Here is a 17293-nt window from a genome sequence, read left to right on the forward strand (position 1 = left end):
GACCGCGTCAGGAGCGCGGGCGCTCGACCCTGTCGATACCCGGTTCCTGCGACAGCGCGCGGATGATGTCGTTCAGGTGGCGCACGTCGCGCACTTCGATATCCAGGGTCAACACCGCAAAGTCGGGGCTGGACCGGGTCATGCGCAGGTGCACGATGTTGCCGTCATGCTCGGCGATCACGCTTGTGCTGCGGCTCAGCATGCCCGGCCGGTTCGGCATTTCAGCCTCGATGCGCCCGACATAGAGCTGGTCGTCATCGTCCGCGCCCGACCAGGCCGTGTCCAGCCAGCGCTCGGGCATGTCCTGCACCAGCGCCAGCGCCGAACAGTCGATGGCGTGGATGTGGATGCCTCGCCCTTCGTGGGCGATGCCGACGATGCGATCGCCGGGAATGGGATGGCAGCATTCCGAGAAATGGACCGCGTGTCCGGGGACAAGGCCACGGATCGGTAATGCGTCGTCCTTCTTCCCCTTCTTCGGCTTCAGCTTCCGGCGCAGCGATTTTTCCGCCGGGAACGCTTCTGCCAGCACGTCCCGCGGCCCGACCGTGCCGTCACCGACCGCGACGTAGACGTCGTCCATGCTGTCATAGCCCAGTGCCAGGACGACCTTGCCCAGTTCCTTGGGGCGGAAGTTCCGGCGCGCCGCGGAAAAGGTGGTCTCCAGCAGACGCTTGCCGGCACTCATGTGCTCGCTGCGCACCTTCATCCGCGTGGCGCGGCGGATGGCGGCGCGGGCCTTGCCGGTGATCGCCATGTTTTCCCATGACGGCTCCGGGCTCTGGCGCTCGGACGTCAGGATCTCGACCTGATCGCCATTGCGCAGGGGGCTGTACAGCGCCCGCGGGCGTCCGTTGACGTTCGTCCCGACGCAGGTGTTGCCCAGATCGGTGTGCACGGCATAGGCGAAATCGAGCGGCGTCGCACCTTGCGGCAACTGGATCAGCCGGCCCTTCGGCGTGAAGCAGAAGACCTGATCGGCGTACATGTTCAGCTTGGTGTTATCCAGGAACTCGTTGAAGCTGGCGGCATCGTTCAGGATATCCAGCAGTTCTCTCAGCCAGCGCTCTTCCTCCAGCGCGGGCCTGGTGCCGCTTCGCCCGCCTTCCTTGTAGCGCCAGTGGGCCGCCAGTCCGAACTCGGCCTGTTCGTGCATGTCTTCGGAACGGAACTGGATTTCCGTGCGCATACGCTCCGGTCCGATCACCACCGTATGCAGGGACTGGTAGTTGTTGCGCTTGGGTGTCGAGATGTAGTCGTCGAATTCGCCGGGCACCATCGGGTAGGCCTGATGGATCGCACCCAGCGCCTGATAGCAGGTCGCCGTGTCGGCAACGATCACGCGAAAGCCGAAGACGTCGGCCAGTTTCTCGAACGGGATCTGCCGGGTCTCCAGCTTGCGCCATATCGAGTAGGGGCGTTTCTCGCGACCGGTCACATCCGCCTGGATCCCGGCATCGGTCAGCCTCTCGGCCAGTTCGTCCCGCATCCGCGTGATCAGGTCGCCTGCCTGCGACCGCAGTTTCTGAAGCCGGGCAACGATGGTCGCATAGGCGTCCGGTTCCAGCACCTGAAAGGACAGGTCCTGCAGTTCCTCCTTGAACTCGTGCAGTCCGACACGCTCGGCCAGTGGCGCGTAGATTTCCATGGTTTCCTGCGCGATGCGCCGGCGTTTCTCGGGCTTCAGAAAGCCAATGGTCCGCATGTTGTGCAGCCGGTCGGCAAGCTTGACCAGCAGGACCCGGATGTCGTCGGACATGGCCAGCAACAGCTTGCGGAAGTTCTCGGCCTGCTGGGTCTCGTCGGAATTCAGCTCCAGGCGCGACAGCTTGGTGACGCCGTCGACCAGCCGCGCGACTTCCTCGCCGAACTGCTCGGCAATCTCCTCGCGGGTCGCCCGCGTGTCTTCGATGGTGTCGTGCAGCAGGGCGGTCAGGATGGACTGGCAGTCCATCTTGTAGTCGGTCAGGATTCCGGCGACTTCAAGCGGATGGCTGATGTAGGGGTCGCCGGAGGCGCGCTTCTGCTTGCCGTGCGCCCGCATGGCGAAGACATAGGCCTTGTTGATCAGCGCCTCGTCCACACCCGGATCGTAGGCCAGCACCGAATCAACAAGTTCCATCTGCCGCATCATGCGACCGATTCTATGCGATTGTTCAGGATCGTCGAGCCCCGATCAGCGGGGTTGGCTGCGGCAGTGTCAGCTGTCGCCCGATTCGCCGGAAGCCAGCGCGGCCAGTTCGCGGCGCATGCGCTCGGCCAGATCGTCCTCTTCCGGCTCGTCCCGTTCGACACGCTTCTGAAAGCTGCTGATCAGCGCTTCCTTCAGTTCGGCAGGCTTGACGCGCTCTTCAGCGATCTCGCGCAGGGAGACCACCGGGTTCTTGTCATTGTCACGATCGACCAGCAACTCGGCACCATTGGAAATGCCGCGGGCGCGCTGGGCCGCCAGCAGGACCAGCTCGAAACGGTTATCGATCTTGTCGATGCAATCTTCGACAGTGACACGGGCCATGAAGGGGCCTCCTGAAGAGCATGAATGCGATGAAGAGCGCTATTTAGCTACCCGCAGCGCCGCCCGCAAGATGTTTCTCGGCCATCTCCGTCATGGGTTCGACGCCCGAGCAGTCGATCTGGTCGATCAGCCGGTCGATGTGCAGACCGCTCTCGGGGTGGCACCAGTCGGGTGCGATCTCGCGCATGGGCAGCAGGACGAACGCGCGCGCGCTCATGCGCGGATGGGGCAGGTTGGCGACGCCGTGAACGCTGCACGGGGCGCTGCGCAGACCGTTGTAGCTGATCAGGTCCAGGTCGATGCGGCGCGGTGCCCACCGTTCCATGCGGACACGGCCGAACGACCATTCGACCTCATGCAGCGTGTGCAGCAGGCTGTCGGCATCCATCTGGGTATCGATGACGGCTGCGCCGTTCACATACCAAGGCTGCCCGCTCAGGCTCGCGGGCCAGGGCGGGGAACTGTACCAGCGGCTGCGGAGGGCCACGCGGACACCGCGCTGCTGCAGTTCGCCAAGGGCGGCTTCCAGCGTCCGCGCGGGAGCTCCATGCTCGGGATGCGGCAGATTTGCGCCCAGTCCGATGATGATCACGCACGCCTCCTGCACGGCAGCCATTCCGCCGCATCGTTCCGTCGCTTTGGGCTGGCTTTCGCCAGGCCGTCAGCCTATGTCAGACCTATCGCCGAACATCAATTACCGGCGCGCCAGAAAGCGGCATTTTGATGTCGCCCCTCAACGCGCCGTGCTGTGCATAGAACATCAGGGGTTTTTTGAAAATGGCCGGTATGGATCTGAACATTTATCCGAACGACAAGGTGGTGCTGTTCATCGACGGTGCCAACCTCTATGCGGCGGCGCGGACCCTCGGGTTCGATATCGACTACCGCAAGCTGCGTTCGCAGTTCGCCAAGCAGGGCACGCTGATCCGCGCGTTCTATTACACGGCGCTGATGGAAGATCAGGAATATTCGCCGCTGCGGCCGCTGGTCGACTGGCTGGACTACAACGGTTTCACCATGGTGACCAAGCCGGCGAAGGAGTTCGTCGGGCACGACGGCCGGCGCAAGGTGAAGGGCAACATGGATATCGAACTGGCCGTCGACATGATGGAGATGGCCGAGTTCATGAATCACGCGATCCTGTTCTCCGGCGATGGCGATTTCCGCAGCGTGATCGAGGCGGTCCAGCGCAAGGGCGTGCGGTGCACGGTGGTCAGTTCGATCAAGACCCAGCCGCCGATGATTGCCGACGAACTGCGCCGTCAGGCCGACCAGTTCGTCGAGCTCTCCGACCTGCAGGGCATGATCGCACGCGAGGGCGGTCGACCGCCGCAACCGCGTCGGGACGTACCGGCCCCGGATCTGGCGGACGGGGACGAGGATCTGGACGACGATCCGCTGGTCCGCTGAGTCCGGCTGAAATGCCCGTCGAACCGCCCCCCGACTGCCAGCTTTGTCCGCGCCTGGTCGGCTTCCGGCGCGACAATCAGGCCGCCTATCCCGAATTCCACAATGCACCGGTGCCGTCGTTCGGCCCCATCGACGCCGGCGTGCTGGTCGTCGGTCTGGCGCCCGGTCTCAAGGGTGCCAACCAGACAGGCCGCCCCTTCACCGGAGACGGCGCAGGGGACATGCTCTATCCCGCGCTCATCAAGGCCGGATTCGCACAAGGGTCCTATGGCAGGTCCGCCGATGACGGTCTGCGGCTGGTCGGCTGCCGCATCACCAACGCGGTGCGATGCGTGCCGCCGCAGAACAGGGTGACCGGTGCCGAAGCCGCGACCTGCCGGCCGTTCCTGATCGCCGAGATCGAGGCCATGGCGAACCTGCGTGTTCTGCTGGCGCTGGGGCGTGTCGCGCACGAGGCGATACTCCGCACGTTCGGCCTGCGGCTTGCGGATTACCCCTTTGCCCACGACGCCATGCATGACCTGCCGAACGGCCTGATCATGGCCGACAGCTTTCACTGCTCACGTTACAACGTGAACACGGGTCGGTTGACCGAACCCATGTTCAGCGCCGTTCTGCAGTCGGTCCGCACCCTCGTCGATGGTGTTCGCTAGGGCGAAAACAGTCTGAATGGAACCATTCAGACTGTTTTCAAGAATGGCAACTACCTGTGCGAGTTGCGTTATTTCGATTTCATGGTGATTCCATGAAAACGAAAAACGCTCTAGAAGACCCAGTAACCGCCGTCGATCAGGAAGCTTTCCGCCGTATGGAACGATGACGCTTCCGACATGATGTAGACGGCGATGCCGCCGAAATCCTCGGGCTTGCCCCAGCGGCGCATCGGCATGCGCGGCATCACGTTGCCGCTGAAGCGGGGGTCGGCGAAGGCCGCTTCGGTCATCTCCGTCTCGATCCAGCCGGGCAGGATCGAGTTGGCGGTCACGCCGTGGCGCGCGAACTCGACGGCAAGCGCGTTCATCATCGAAACCAGCCCGCCCTTCGACGCCGCATAATGTTCGTTGCGTGCGGGGCCGGAGAGGGCAGCCAGCGAGGCCGTGCCGACCAGCCGCCCGAACGGGTCGCCGTTCTTCGAGCGTTCGACCATGTGCCGGGTGGCCGCGCGGAACGTGAAGAAGCAGCCTTCCATGTTCACGGACATGACATGCCGCCATTCCTTGATCGTCATATCGGTGAAGGCGTTGCCGCGGGCCGATACGCCCGCATTGGCGAAACAGCCATCGACGCGACCGTGTTTCTCCAGCGTTTCAGCAAAGCACTTGTCGACATCGGCCTCGTCGGCAACGTCGCAGACCAGCGCCGAATGGGTGCCGGACGGCCCGGCGGCGCGGATCTTCTCCAGCGCCTCGTCGTTCTTGCCGGACTTCCGGCCCCAGATGCAGACGTCGCCGCCAGCCGCGGCGATGGCTTCGCCAAAGCCCAGGCCGATGCCGCCATTGCCGCCGGTGATCAGGGCGACCTTGCCCGTCAGGTCGAAGGGTTGATACGCCATGTTGAGAAACCTCCCCAGGTTCTGATGAATGGAATGAGTGTTCGGCAGAGCGGCCCGGAGTCAGGCAGGCGGATCGGTGGGGCCGCCATGCTCGTCGGAAAGGGTGACGCCGGCTTCGTCCAGAATCAGCTTCACCTCGGCCACCACATCCTTCAGGTGGAAAGGCTTGGACAGGACCTTGGCGGCGTGCTTGCCCTGGCGATGGGACTGCATCGCAACGGCGGCAAAGCCCGTGATGAACATGACCCGGATATCCGGGTCGGCGCGTTCGGCCCTGCGTGCCAGTTCGATACCATCCAGTTCCGGCATGACAATATCGGCGAGCAGCAGGTCGAACTTGTCCGGACCCAGATGCACCAGTGCTTCCATGCCGTCGCGCACGGACACGACATCATGGCCGTCCCGCCGGAGCGCGCGGGCCAGATAGGGACGCAGGGAGTTGTCGTCTTCCGCCAGAAGTATGCGCGCCATATTGGTCCCTTGATCTGTACGGTTGCCGGTTTCCGCCAGCGGTTCATGCCCGCATTATGATTACGTCATCGGGTCGCGCAAGTGAACGCTTGGCGACGGTCGGTGGTGCGTCCTATCATGGGGGCCGAGAAGTTCCCAACCGGCTATGGGCCGGCAGCCGCCCCGGGAGGCCTGGCCCTTGCAGATCGATCCGACCATCAGCCTGATTGATCCGCCCGTTGCGCTGGAACGACCTGCCGACCAGTCGCTGGCCGTCGTGATGGCGTCGCCGCATTCCGGGCGCTTCTATCCGGATGCGTTCATGGCGGCTTCGCGGCTGGACGCGCAGGCCATCCGCAAGTCCGAAGACAGCTTCGTCGACGAGATCTTCAGCCCCGCGGTGATGCGCGGCGCGCCGCTGCTCAGCGCGCTGTTCCCGCGCGCCTATTGCGACGTGAACCGGGAGCCGTACGAACTGGACCCTTCCATGTTCACGGATGCGATCCCCCCGCATGCCAACACGCGGTCCCTGCGGGTCGCCGGTGGTCTTGGCACCATCGCGCGGGTCGTCTCCAGCGGCGAGGAAATCTATCAGGAGAAGCTGCCCTTCGCCGAGGCCGACCGCAGGATCCGGCGATACTACCGTCCCTATCATGGGGCGCTTGCGGAACTGGTCGATCAGACGATGGCCCGTTTCGGCACATGCCTGGTGCTGGATTGCCATTCCATGCCTTCGACAGCGCTGCCCAGGGACAGGCGCCGCCGTCCGGAACGCCCGGATATCGTGCTGGGGGACCGTTTCGCGACGTCCTGCGCCCGCAGCCTGACCGATCTGGCCGACGAATTTCTCACCGCACGCGGCTATCGCGTGACGCGGAACGCGCCGTACGCGGGCGGTTTCTGCACCAGCCACTACGGCCGTCCGGCCATCGGGCTGCACGCGCTGCAGATCGAGATCAACCGGGCGCTGTATATGGACGAACGACGCTTTCTGCGGCTGCCGCGCATTGTCGACCTCGCCAGTGACATGGCTGACCTGGTCGAGGTTCTGGGCGTTTCGGAAGCGCGCGACGTGCCCGAAGCAGCGGAATAGCGCCAACCGTCCGGCAGAAAAAAGGCCGCTCCACGAAGGAGCGGCCCAAGTCTAGGGAGGAAACGCCCGGAAACCGGGCATCCGGCCTCGACACAAGAGCATCGAAACCGTGCGTTCAGACTATCTCGCAAGTGCGATTGTGCGCAAGCGAAAGAATGCTGCATATGCAAAATACGCGGATCAGGCAGGCGATCGCAGCAGATGCCGGTTCTGGCTCAGGGCTTGCTTGGTGGTTGTCAAATCTGATCCTGACGAGAGTGACAATGAAATTCCTGCCCACCCTTGCCGCACTGATCTTGTTGGCGCTTCCCGCCGCCGCGAACACGATCCCCACCGACGACAAGGCTTCACAAGCCCGTGCATGCAGGGATGCGACGGCACAGACCGAGCAGCGCTACAGGATTCCCGCCGGGCTTCTGGGCGCGATCGCCCTGGTCGAATCCGGACGCAGCATCAAGGGCGTGTCGGCAAGAACTGCCTGGCCGTGGACCATTCATTCCCAGGGCACCGGGCGCTGGCTGGATACGCGCGATGAAGCCATTGCCATGGTTCAGGATCTGAAATCGCAGGGTGTGAAGAACATCGATGTCGGCTGCATGCAGGTGAACCTGATGCATCATCCGGATGCGTTCAAGGATATGAAGTCGGCCTTCACGCCCGCCGTCAACGCGGACTATGCGGGCAAGTTCCTGTCGGAACTGTTCCAGGAAACGAGGTCCTGGACGCGGGCAGCCGCGTTCTATCACAGCCGCACCCCGGAACGCGGCAACAACTACCGCAAGCTGGTTCTGGCCGCCTGGAACGGTCAGGCAACGGCCATCCGCAGGGCGGTCCGGAACGAGGTGCGTGCCCGTACGGGACGCAACGTCTCGGTGTCGGGCAAGCTGCGCCGCCTCGGTTCGTCGGTCTACATCCAGACCGGACGCAACGCGATCCGCATCCGCAAGTACTGATCTCTCAGGCCGGTTGCGGCTTGCGGGGACGTCGGCTGAGCAACAGCCACAGCGCCAGCGACATGTTCAGCAGGTTGAAGGCCACGCCGTTCATGAAGGCGGCCGCGTACGATCCCGTCAGGTCGTAGATCTCGCCTGAGATCCAGCCGCCGATGGCCATGCCGATCACCGTCGACATCAGCACTAGGCTCACGCGCGCGCCGGCCTCGGATGCCTTGAAATAGTCGCGCACGATCAGCGCATAGGACGGCACGATGCCGCCCTGACTGAGGCCGAACAGGGCCGAGACGACATACAGCGACGTCAGACCGTCGAACGGCAGGTAGAACAGCAGCGCGAGGCACTGCAGGCTGGACCCCAGCAGCAGCGTGCCGACCCCGCCGATCTTGTCCGCGATCAGTCCTGACGCCAGCCGGCTGACCACGCCGAAACCCAGCATCAGCGACAGCATTTCCGCGCCCGCCGTGGTCCCGAAACCCAGGCCCGCGCAGTAGGCGACGATGTGGACCTGCGGCATGGACATGGCGATGCAGCAGGCCAGTCCGGCACAGACCAGCAGGATCTGCAGGGCGCGCGGCGACAGGCCCGCCGTCATGGTGCCGAACATCGCCGGTCCGGTGGCGGCGATCGGGTCTTCCAGCGACGCGCGCCGTTTCAGCAGCATGGACAGCGGCACCATCGTGCAGACGCAGAAGATACCGACGTACATATGCGTGTCGCGCCAGCCCTCGGACTGGATCATCGCGGTCAGGATGGGCGGCCATACGGTGCCAGCCAGATAGTTGCCGCTGGCCACGATGGCGACGGCGATGCCGCGCCGCTTGCGGAACCAGAGCGTGACATCGGCCACCAGCGGGCCGAAGGATACCGAGGATCCCAGCATCCCGATCAGGATCGACTGGGCCGCCGCGAACTGCCAGAGCGACTGCGCCTGCGAGGCGAGGATGTATCCGAGACACAGGAAGACGCCCGACATCATGAGCGGGACACGGATCCCGAGCCTGTCCGTGACGCGGCCCATGGCGATCCCGCCGATGGCGAAACCGATCAGCGTCGCCGTATAGGGCAGCGAGGCCCCGCCGCGGTCCACGCCGAACTCGGCCTCGATGGTCGGCAGCACGATCACGACGGACCACAGGCCGATCCCGCCGATCATCGCGATCAGCAGCGAGATCACCAGCCGGCCCCAGGCGTAGGGGCTGTCTGCCAGATCGATAGATGGATCGGATGCGGTGGACATGTCGGTAACTCCCTCGGGTTCCTCCCGCTATCGGATCGGCTGAAGGACCGCAAGCACCTTCAATTGACCCATGCGTCAGGCGGACTGGTCAAGAATGCCCATTTGATGTTTAACCACACATACGGAACGAAATAACGCGATTGAGGAGAACGAACATGGCTGAAGCCTATATTGTCGAAGCTGCCCGGACCGCCGGCGGTCGCCGTGGCGGCAAGCTGCGCGACTGGCACCCCGCGGACATGGGCGGTGCCGTTCTGGACGCGCTTGTCGACCGGTCCGGCATTGATCCGGCAGCGATCGAGGATGTGATCATGGGCTGCGTCGGCATGGCCGGCGAGCAGAGCTTCCACATCGGCCGCAACTGCGTGCTGGCCTCCAAGCTGCCAGAGAGCGTGCCCGCCGTGTCCATCGACCGTCAGTGCGGGTCGTCCCAGCAGTCGATGCATTTCGCGGCGCAGGCCGTCATGTCGGGGACGATGGATGTCGTGATCGCCGCCGGTGTCGAAAGCATGACCCGCGTACCGATGGGCACGCCGACGAAGCTGCCGATGGAACACGGCCTCGGGTCGCCGAAAAGCCCGAAGATGGAAGAACGCTATCCCGGCATCAACTTCAGCCAGTTCATGGGCGCGGAGATGATGGCCAAGAAGTACGGCTTCAGCCGCGACGAGCTGGACGCCTTCGCGCTGGAAAGCCATCAGCGTGCGATCAGGGCGACCGAGTCCGGCGCGTTCGACAACGAGATCGTGCCGCTGGAAATCGATCTGGGCGACGGCAAGCAGATGCACACCACCGACGAGGGCATCCGCTTCGACGCCACCATGGAAAGCATCGGCTCGGTGAAGCTGCTGCAGGAAGGCGGTTCCATTACGGCGGCGAACGCCAGCCAGATCTGCGACGGGTCGTCCGGCGCGCTGATCGTGTCCGAGGCCGCGCTGAAGGAACACAACCTGACGCCGATGGCGCGCATCCACAATCTGACCATCACGGGCGGCGATCCGGTCATCATGCTGGAAGAGCCGATCGGCGCGACCGAACGTGCGCTGAAGCGCGCGGGCATGAAGATCGACGACATCGACCTGTACGAAGTGAACGAGGCCTTCGCGCCGGTACCGATGGCCTGGATGAAGATGATCGGCGGCGACCACGCCAGGCTGAATGTGAACGGCGGTGCCATCGCACTGGGTCATCCGCTGGGCGCATCGGGCACCAAGCTGATGGCGACCCTGCTGAACGCCATGAAGACCCGCAAGGCGCGCTACGGCCTGCAGACCATGTGCGAAGGCGGCGGGCTGGCCAACGTGACGATCGTCGAATATCTGCACTGATCGGCACGAACACGGCCACGATCCCGAACAGGGGGCGCAGTCCGATGGCTGCGCCCCTTTTTCATTGCGGACCTCGGGTGTCTGCCGATCTTACCTTGTATGGATATCGCCGCTCGCGTCGATGGTAAGTTCCCGGTCGGGCAGGCTGACGGTGATCGATCCGTTATCGGACTTGCCCGTGGTGACCGCAGGGCGCTCACGGCAGTCGAAATCGATCAGATGTACGAAGCGGACCGTCCAGGCTGGGGCATCCGCCGTCCATCGGTAATGCCACCTCTCGGGTATCCTGTCGTATTTCGCGGGCAACGGGGGCGTCGGATAGCCTTCCCAGATCGCGGCGGTGCCATCGGGTACCTGCAGCGGGATCACGCACGTGACCCCCGAGGGCGATATGGAGCGAACGATATTTCCGATCTCTTCGAACGGATCCGGACTGTGCAGGTTCCACTCGAACCGCCTGGGGGTCTCCGACGAAAGGATGTCGCTGACCAGCAGTCGGTCCGGCGGCAGAAGGGCCAGCGTGCGCCGCGCGACGGACAGGGCGCCTGAATAGGCCCGCTCGGCCGAGCCCCGGACAATACTGACCTCACCGACGGTTTCGAACCGATCGATCTGCCCGGTCGCGTCGAGTTGCCCTGTCGCCTGTCCCTGACCGCCGTCGAATGTGATGGCGTTGTGCGCGGCGGTCTGCCGGGTCCAGCCGGTGTGGTGCGGCGAACCATACTGATCGTAGAGCCCGCCCTGGGTCAGAACCGGCGCGCCATCGCGGAATGCGACGAAACTGTTCTGATCGGCGTGCGAGTGACTGCCGGAGCCATAGGGGCTGGCGCGGAAGAAGATGGCCACGGATGCCGCATCGCCTCCGGCGCGCATCGCCGCATATCCCGCGTCCTCGAAAACAGCCGCCGTTGGCAGCGCGAAATCGCAATCGGCCTGCGATCCTCCGCCGGTCGGCGTCAGCAGACCCTCGTAGCCGACAAGGAAATCGCGGCTGTCGGATGTTTCCGCCGGATCGGGAGGTGCATCCCACAGTCCGGCGACACGGCACCAGAACGCATCTCCCGTGCGGTGAAACAGCATGGCGGACAGCGCGGAAACCAGTTCGGGATGGAAGAATTCCGCACCATCGCCGAACACATTGCCGCGCACATCCGGTCGAATGAAATAGTTGGCGAAGATGCCGAACTGGCGGAAATGGGCAGATCTGTATCCGTCCCATCCGGTCGCGTGCTTGATGGTATCGAACTTCGCCAGCAGATCGACAACATCCCAGATGGCATAGTTCAGCCCGTTGCCATAGCCGCCGTCCTCACCGATCCACGGGTTGCCGATGTGGCTGAGCAGCGGAAAGGTCTGCGCGAACCAGAATTCGGCTATCGGCAGATCTTTCGCCATCACCGAGGCAATCGCCGTGATGGCGGCCAGGTTCCGGAAACCGTGTGAGTTGTAGTGGTGGTTGGCGAAGGACTTGTGCCGGTTCAGGATGAAGCGGTCCAGTGCGTCGTTGGTCCGGATCTCGACGACTTTCAGGATCTTGCTGCGCGTTTCTTCCTCAAGCGCGTCATGCAGCAGGTCGTAGGCCAGCGCGAGGTAGAAGGCGACACGGATGTTGCAGAGATCGTTGCTTTCGATGCCGGTGGCACCCGCAATGTCCAGGTCGAGAAGGGTGTTCAGAAGGGTGCGTGCCAGATGGCGCGCCGGCGTCTCGCCTGTCAGGACCCAGACAGCGCTGGCATCCAGCAGATTTCTGGAAACCGTCCAGACGAACTCCCTGTCACAGGCGCTTACGTTCGAATCGTGATGGATATGCGTCCGGTAACGTTCCAGGAAATCCGGGCGGTTGATAAGCTCTTCATCTTCCTTCCTGATTGACGCAAGGAGGGTTGCCACGATGGCCCTCTGCCGGGCGTTCTCAGGTTCTGCCAGGCTGTTTGCGGATCGCATCCGGGCCGGCAGGGCACGCGGGCGGGGCGATTGCTGTGCGTTTCGAAAAAGCTGATCGGCGGGCGGTGCAGGATCGGCAAGCGCGCCGGATTCGACGGTGAATTCCACCCATTCCGACCAGTCCTGCGCCAGATGATGGTTGTGCCAGACCCGGAACCGCCAGCGGTGCTTGCCGGGCTTCAGGGAGCGCAGCGGTTTGAAGTGGTTGCCCTGAAAGATGTGGTGATGCCGGGGGGAGTCGGTTTCATCGATCTGCAGTTCGGTGATGCCCGAGGGCGTGGCGGCCCGGGTGAACGTCGGCGGGTTCGAAACAACACGGTCGCCCGGTCCGGGGTTCGTGCGCGCGAGGCGCCGCTGGCTTCCCGTGTGCGGGCCATCGGCCAGAATCGTCTGGATGCGCTTCAGTCGCAACTCGTTCTGTGCGGTCAACGCTTCATCCCCCGATGCGGTCGAGAATGTCGGGGGGCTGAAAGCAAGCACGATGATTCCGGCGATCAGATATCGCATGATGCGGGACACCCGCCTCGACCAGCGCGAGGGATGAGTACCGGGATCCACCATCAGCCCGGAGGCGGAAACCTTCACGCTCGACCCTGCACCTGCTTCTTCAGCCATGGGGAGAGGCTAGTCCAGATCGCCGGAGATGGACAACGGGACGATGCCGGGCCGCCCCTGTTCCTGATCGCCGGGGTTCTTCTAGCGTCCCCAGCGCGCCTGCTGCCCGCGGCCGTCGATGTGCACGAACGGGCCGTGCACCGCGTTGGCCTTGTAGGAACCCAGACCGCCCCTGGGCAGATCCTTGCGTTCCTTGAAGATGCCCGACGCGAAGTCGAACAGCCAGTTGGCGTCGTGCTTGGAAATCTTGCCGTCGCCGGAAAGATCATCCATGACACCGTCGGTCGGCTGGGCATCGACGTAGACGTCAGCCGCGTCGCCGTACATGTGCCGCGAGAACTTCGCTCCACGGATCGCGGTATTGTAGAACGGCGTCCTGAACCCGCTCATCACGAACAGCGTCTTGGCGTTGGTTCTCCCGGAAGATTGAAGTTCGGCGAGAACGGTCTCCAGACGCTTCAGCAGGGAAGGGGTGACCAGCACGAACTTGGGCCAGTGGTTCGGCTGCTGTTTGCACAGGAACTGTCCGATACGGAAATGCGGGGACACGTCGGCGTTTGCGTCTTCGGGATTGTTCAGCCGGATGTATCCCTTCGGCGCATTCTTGGGATAGTTCCCGATCCGGTACCCGTCGATCCGTCCGTTCCGTGCGGAGGAGGCCGGCTGGAGCACGAAGACGGAAACCCTGTTGGCCAGTTCGCCCGTCGGTTTCAGGATGGTGACCTCAGCAACGCCGGGGCTGTCGGGGGCTTCCCATACGGTGACCGCCCCGCGCCGCGAGACGAACCTGCCGTTCACGCGCATCGCATAGCCCGACGGCAGTGTGAAGCGGACTTTCTCGCCCGGCATCGAAGTGGCAAACCAGACCGGATAGGGCAGCTCTTCGCCCTGCACCATCACGTTCTTGATCGGGTGTTCCGCAACCTCGGGAGGCTGTCCGCCGATCAGCTGCGATATCTGGTCCTTGGCCGTGGCAGCCAGCCCGGCAACCGAGGCGACGACCATCACCGACACGGCAAGCACTTTCCAACCCATTTCGATCAGCTCCGGTCTTTGTTCAGCGGCTTCGATCGCGTGAGCGTGCGATCACGCGGCACGTAGAGCGGTGCCATCTCCCTTACCATTTCGATGTCGTCGCTGCGATCATAGATATCTCTCCAGAAATTGACGCTGCCGTCGTCGTCCACGGTCACGGTCATGTAGGTGATGTGAACCGGCACTTCCTCGGCGAGTCCCATCCAGACCCGTTCCTTCGAATCCAGGTTCTCCTGAACCTTGGTGGCGCTCAGTTCGTTGTCGTTCGAGGCGATCCACGTCGCCATCTCCTCGGGGCGTTCCAGACGCACGCAACCCGAACTGAAGGCCCGCTTTGCCCGATCGAACAGATGCCGTGACGGCGTATCGTGCATATAGACGGAATACTGGTTCGGGAAGATGATCTTCAGACGTCCCAGGGCATTGTCCTCGCCCGGTCCCTGCACGAGCTTGTAGCGGTGCGCCGACGACGGGTCGGTCCAGTCGACCTCATAGGCGCTGACCTGCTTGCCGGTGCTGCGTTCGAAGATGCTGTAGTTGCCGCGGGTGGCGTAGCCCGGATCCTTCTGCAACTTCGGCAGCTTGTCGCGGCGGGCGATGCTGACCGGCACGTTCCAGCGCGGGTTGGTCACCACATATTCGACCTCGTCGCTGAACACCGGCGTCTGGCGATCGGGGCGCCCGACGATGGTCTTCATGCTGATCTCGCGTTTGCCGTCGTTCCAGCCTTCCGCAGTGTAGGACGGGATATTCGCCCAGACGTGCTTGTCGCCGAAATAACCCTGCGCGCGGAACCGGAACATGGTGTCGACGATCCGGTCGATCTTCGATTCGGCGCTTTCGTTCAGGGCCTCCAGCGTGTTCGGACCAACGATGCCGTCGGGTTTCAGGCCATGCCGTTCCTGGAAGGCTTTCAGCGAACGGACCAGCTTCGGATCCAGCCTGTCCAGCGGGCCGTCGACGGGCTCGGCGATATCGCCGTAGCCCTCCTTCGCCAGCCGCGTGCGCAGCGCGGGCATGCGGGGGTCCCGGTCGCCCGGACGCACCAGATCGCCGTCGGGAATCGCGAGCCAGCCGCCGTCCGCTGCCAGCATCCGGTATTTCTTCAACGCGCCCTTCAGCAGCTCATACTGGGGGTGTTCGGGTTCGAGTGCGTCCAGCGCCGCAGCCACATCGCCATCGCCCGCCATATGGATTGTCTCGGTCAGCAGGGCGCGGTTCGGCCTGTTGCGCCGGGCTTTCACGGCCTCGCCTTCGTCGTGAAGGCCGCCGCTCACCTGGCTGGCGAGGCGAACATAGGCCGAACTCAGTTCGATATCGGCGCGCGCCGCAACCGCCGGGTCGTCGGAGTCGCGTTCGCTCACCAGCTCGTCGATGGCCCGCAGCGTCGCCGGCTTGACGACCAGACCGCGGGAAAACGCGTCGGCCACGGCATCGTAGAGATCATGCGCCGTGTCGCTCGTCCAGATCGGTTCGAACACGTGCCGGGCATAGGCCTGGCGCAGGGCGAGGACCGCCCCTTCCTTGACGTCCTCCGACAGTTCGTCCTCGATCAGGCCGTCGAGGACCAGCGTTTCGATCTGTTTGCGGATCGGCTCTGCAGCCGGGCGTCCGACCCGTTCCTCGATCTTCTGAGACCCGATTGCCAGGGGCGGCTGCGGTTTGACGGTCATCTGCGCATGCGCGGTGGCAGGGATGATCACGCCGGCGGCGACCAGAGCCGTCAGCGCGACCGGAAAGAGGCGGCCGCGGCGTTTCACCGGGCGACCGGCAGATATGGAGTGGTGAAGAAGATGGGGGGACATTGTACGGTACTCATCATTTTTTTTATTGTACGATGCCCCTTACATGGGGTGGCATCCGCTGCTTGCGAGGTGCGCTATTGTCGCGGAGCATTGACGCCCCGAAACCCGTGGGATACCCACATCATTCTCCGCCTCGCCGGGGCACCGGGCCTGTAGCTCAATTGGTTAGAGCCGACCGCTCATAACGGTCTGGTTGCAGGTTCGAGTCCTGCCGGGCCCACCAACACCTTTTCACGCAGTGAAACGACGGAAGTTTGCTCAAATTTTGGTGTTGCGGCAGTCGTTTCGTCGAAACGACGAGAGCAGCCAGCGTTCAAGCGAACATCGCTAAGCTCCACCATTTTGATATTTTACAGAATGAACCAACGAGAGTAGCCATCCTTCTCGCCCTTCCCCTTTTCGAACGGGTGGAGAACGAACCGGGCGCGTCTAGAACCGGTAACCGGCGAACAACTGGCTGTTCATGGCCCAGACGGCCCGGCCATCCTGGCCGAACAGGCTGCCGTTGATGCCGTTCAGGCCAAATTTCGCGCCAGCGTACCAATGGTCGGTGAGATGAAACCGATATCCGGTGGTGACGGCCCAGACCGGTGCGATGACCGTGTCTCGATTGACCGAAATCTCCGGTGCAGCCAGCAGAGGTGAATTGGTCCTGACCACGGTTTCGAGGTCCAGGCGCGAAAGTCCTGCCTGCAGCGAAAGAAAGGACGACCCGGCCCGCGAACTGAAGAGCGTTGCGGACAGTCCGAGCATCAGGCTGTCCACGCGCGCGTTGTAGCTGATGTCGTTGAAGACAGGATCTGCGATCACCTGCACACCATCTGGAAAATCAGCCCGTGCATCACCGGACATGCGGCTGTGTCCATACGTCAGACCCAGGGAAATGGCGTCGTGGAACACGCCATCATACCAGATTTCCAATTGTCCGAGTGCGCCGCGCCCCCCAAGAAACGACTGGAAAGCCAGGTCCACCGGATCACCGACCAGGCGGGCACTGAACGGGCTGTCCACGCTGGCGATCTGGAAACCACCACCAAGTTCAACTCTGAGAGGGAGCCTGCGGCCCGTTGGTGAGGCTCGTTTCGAATTTATATCAACAGGCTTCTGCGCAGGAGGGCTGGCTGCCCGGGTTTGTTGGATGGCCCTGTCGTAACACCCGAGTCTTTGTTGCGGATCCGCTATTGCGGAACACCGCAGGATCTTTTGATCGACGTCGGCCGCAACAGGGGCGGCAAACAATGAAAACAGGAGGATGACGGCGCGCCCGCATGCACCTTTTCCGAACGCCAGAATACCATTCACCATGACAGGCCTGTTTTTCCCACATCTATTGGTTGCAGTGTTTAGGAGGTT

15 protein-coding genes and 1 tRNA gene are annotated in these 17293 nt (G+C 63.3%); 6 read left to right on the forward strand and 10 right to left on the reverse strand.

Translation table 11 applies throughout. The features are described from left to right. Window positions 1-7: 7 nt before the first annotated feature. From ACN0X7_RS01095 to folK, 3 genes are all read right to left on the reverse strand, one after another. Window positions 8-2122: a RelA/SpoT family protein gene (locus ACN0X7_RS01095; RefSeq protein WP_417513209.1), complete on the reverse strand. Its 2115-nt coding sequence runs from the start codon at window positions 2120-2122 to the stop codon at window positions 8-10. A gap of 78 nt (window positions 2123-2200) precedes the next feature. Further along, entirely contained in the window at window positions 2201-2515 is a 315-nt protein-coding gene (gene rpoZ, locus ACN0X7_RS01100) for a DNA-directed RNA polymerase subunit omega (RefSeq protein ID WP_417513211.1), read from the reverse strand. Window positions 2516-2558: 43 nt separating this feature from the next. Next, window positions 2559-3131 carry a 2-amino-4-hydroxy-6-hydroxymethyldihydropteridine diphosphokinase gene (folK, locus tag ACN0X7_RS01105; RefSeq protein WP_417513213.1) on the reverse strand — a complete coding sequence of 191 codons (573 nt, stop codon included), beginning with the start codon at window positions 3129-3131 and terminating at the stop codon, window positions 2559-2561. Between the two features lie 176 nt (window positions 3132-3307). Here folK and ACN0X7_RS01110 point away from each other — a divergent pair, with 176 nt between their 5' ends. Further along, on the forward strand, window positions 3308-3925 hold the full coding sequence (locus tag ACN0X7_RS01110; protein WP_417513707.1) for an NYN domain-containing protein: 618 nt from the start codon (window positions 3308-3310) through the stop codon (window positions 3923-3925). An 11-nt stretch (window positions 3926-3936) separates the two neighbouring features. After that, window positions 3937-4578 carry a uracil-DNA glycosylase gene (locus ACN0X7_RS01115; RefSeq protein WP_417513215.1) on the forward strand — a complete coding sequence of 214 codons (642 nt, stop codon included), beginning with the start codon at window positions 3937-3939 and terminating at the stop codon, window positions 4576-4578. Window positions 4579-4688: 110 nt separating this feature from the next. Here the strand turns inward: ACN0X7_RS01115 and ACN0X7_RS01120 are convergent, their stop codons facing one another. Continuing rightward, window positions 4689-5477: an SDR family NAD(P)-dependent oxidoreductase gene (locus ACN0X7_RS01120; RefSeq protein ID WP_417513217.1), complete on the reverse strand. Its 789-nt coding sequence runs from the start codon at window positions 5475-5477 to the stop codon at window positions 4689-4691. 60 nt (window positions 5478-5537) lie between these two features. Then, window positions 5538-5948 (reverse strand): response regulator, encoded by a 411-nt coding sequence (locus ACN0X7_RS01125; RefSeq protein ID WP_417513219.1) that lies wholly within the window; start codon window positions 5946-5948, stop codon window positions 5538-5540. A gap of 184 nt (window positions 5949-6132) precedes the next feature. On the opposite strand from ACN0X7_RS01125, the gene ACN0X7_RS01130 reads away from it, so the two are divergent. Together ACN0X7_RS01130 and ACN0X7_RS01135 are read left to right on the forward strand one after the other, a co-directional pair. Then, a complete protein-coding gene (locus ACN0X7_RS01130; protein WP_417513709.1) occupies window positions 6133-7020 on the forward strand; it encodes an N-formylglutamate amidohydrolase in 888 nt (295 codons plus the stop codon). Between the two features lie 263 nt (window positions 7021-7283). After that, window positions 7284-7973, forward strand: a complete 690-nt coding sequence (locus ACN0X7_RS01135; RefSeq protein WP_417513221.1) for a transglycosylase SLT domain-containing protein — start codon at window positions 7284-7286, stop codon at window positions 7971-7973. A 4-nt stretch (window positions 7974-7977) separates the two neighbouring features. On the opposite strand, the gene ACN0X7_RS01140 is transcribed toward ACN0X7_RS01135, so the two are convergent. Beyond that, window positions 7978-9213 carry an MFS transporter gene (locus tag ACN0X7_RS01140; protein ID WP_417513223.1) on the reverse strand — a complete coding sequence of 412 codons (1236 nt, stop codon included), beginning with the start codon at window positions 9211-9213 and terminating at the stop codon, window positions 7978-7980. Between the two features lie 155 nt (window positions 9214-9368). Here ACN0X7_RS01140 and ACN0X7_RS01145 point away from each other — a divergent pair, with 155 nt between their 5' ends. After that, complete coding sequence (locus tag ACN0X7_RS01145; RefSeq protein WP_417513225.1) at window positions 9369-10541, forward strand: acetyl-CoA C-acetyltransferase; 1173 nt, start codon at window positions 9369-9371, stop codon at window positions 10539-10541. 90 nt (window positions 10542-10631) lie between these two features. Here the strand turns inward: ACN0X7_RS01145 and ACN0X7_RS01150 are convergent, their stop codons facing one another. The 3 genes from ACN0X7_RS01150 to ACN0X7_RS01160 form a co-directional block, all read right to left on the reverse strand. Next, window positions 10632-13100 (reverse strand): heparinase II/III family protein, encoded by a 2469-nt coding sequence (locus ACN0X7_RS01150; RefSeq protein ID WP_417513227.1) that lies wholly within the window; start codon window positions 13098-13100, stop codon window positions 10632-10634. Window positions 13101-13181: 81 nt separating this feature from the next. After that, on the reverse strand, window positions 13182-14135 hold the full coding sequence (locus ACN0X7_RS01155) for a D-Ala-D-Ala carboxypeptidase family metallohydrolase (RefSeq protein WP_417513229.1): 954 nt from the start codon (window positions 14133-14135) through the stop codon (window positions 13182-13184). A gap of 5 nt (window positions 14136-14140) precedes the next feature. Further along, window positions 14141-15895: a L,D-transpeptidase family protein gene (locus ACN0X7_RS01160; protein ID WP_417513231.1), complete on the reverse strand. Its 1755-nt coding sequence runs from the start codon at window positions 15893-15895 to the stop codon at window positions 14141-14143. 191 nt (window positions 15896-16086) lie between these two features. Between ACN0X7_RS01160 and ACN0X7_RS01165 the strand changes: the two genes are divergently transcribed. Next, window positions 16087-16163: transfer RNA gene (locus ACN0X7_RS01165), tRNA-Ile, on the forward strand. Between the two features lie 206 nt (window positions 16164-16369). On the opposite strand, the gene ACN0X7_RS01170 is transcribed toward ACN0X7_RS01165, so the two are convergent. Further along, the gene (locus tag ACN0X7_RS01170; protein WP_417513233.1) at window positions 16370-17245 is read right to left on the reverse strand and encodes a hypothetical protein; all 876 of its coding nucleotides are present in this window, start codon (window positions 17243-17245) and stop codon (window positions 16370-16372) included. Between the last annotated feature and the right edge of the window lie 48 nt (window positions 17246-17293).

Source organism: Minwuia sp. (genome assembly GCF_048263705.1).
Classification (GTDB): Bacteria; Pseudomonadota; Alphaproteobacteria; order Minwuiales; family Minwuiaceae; genus Minwuia.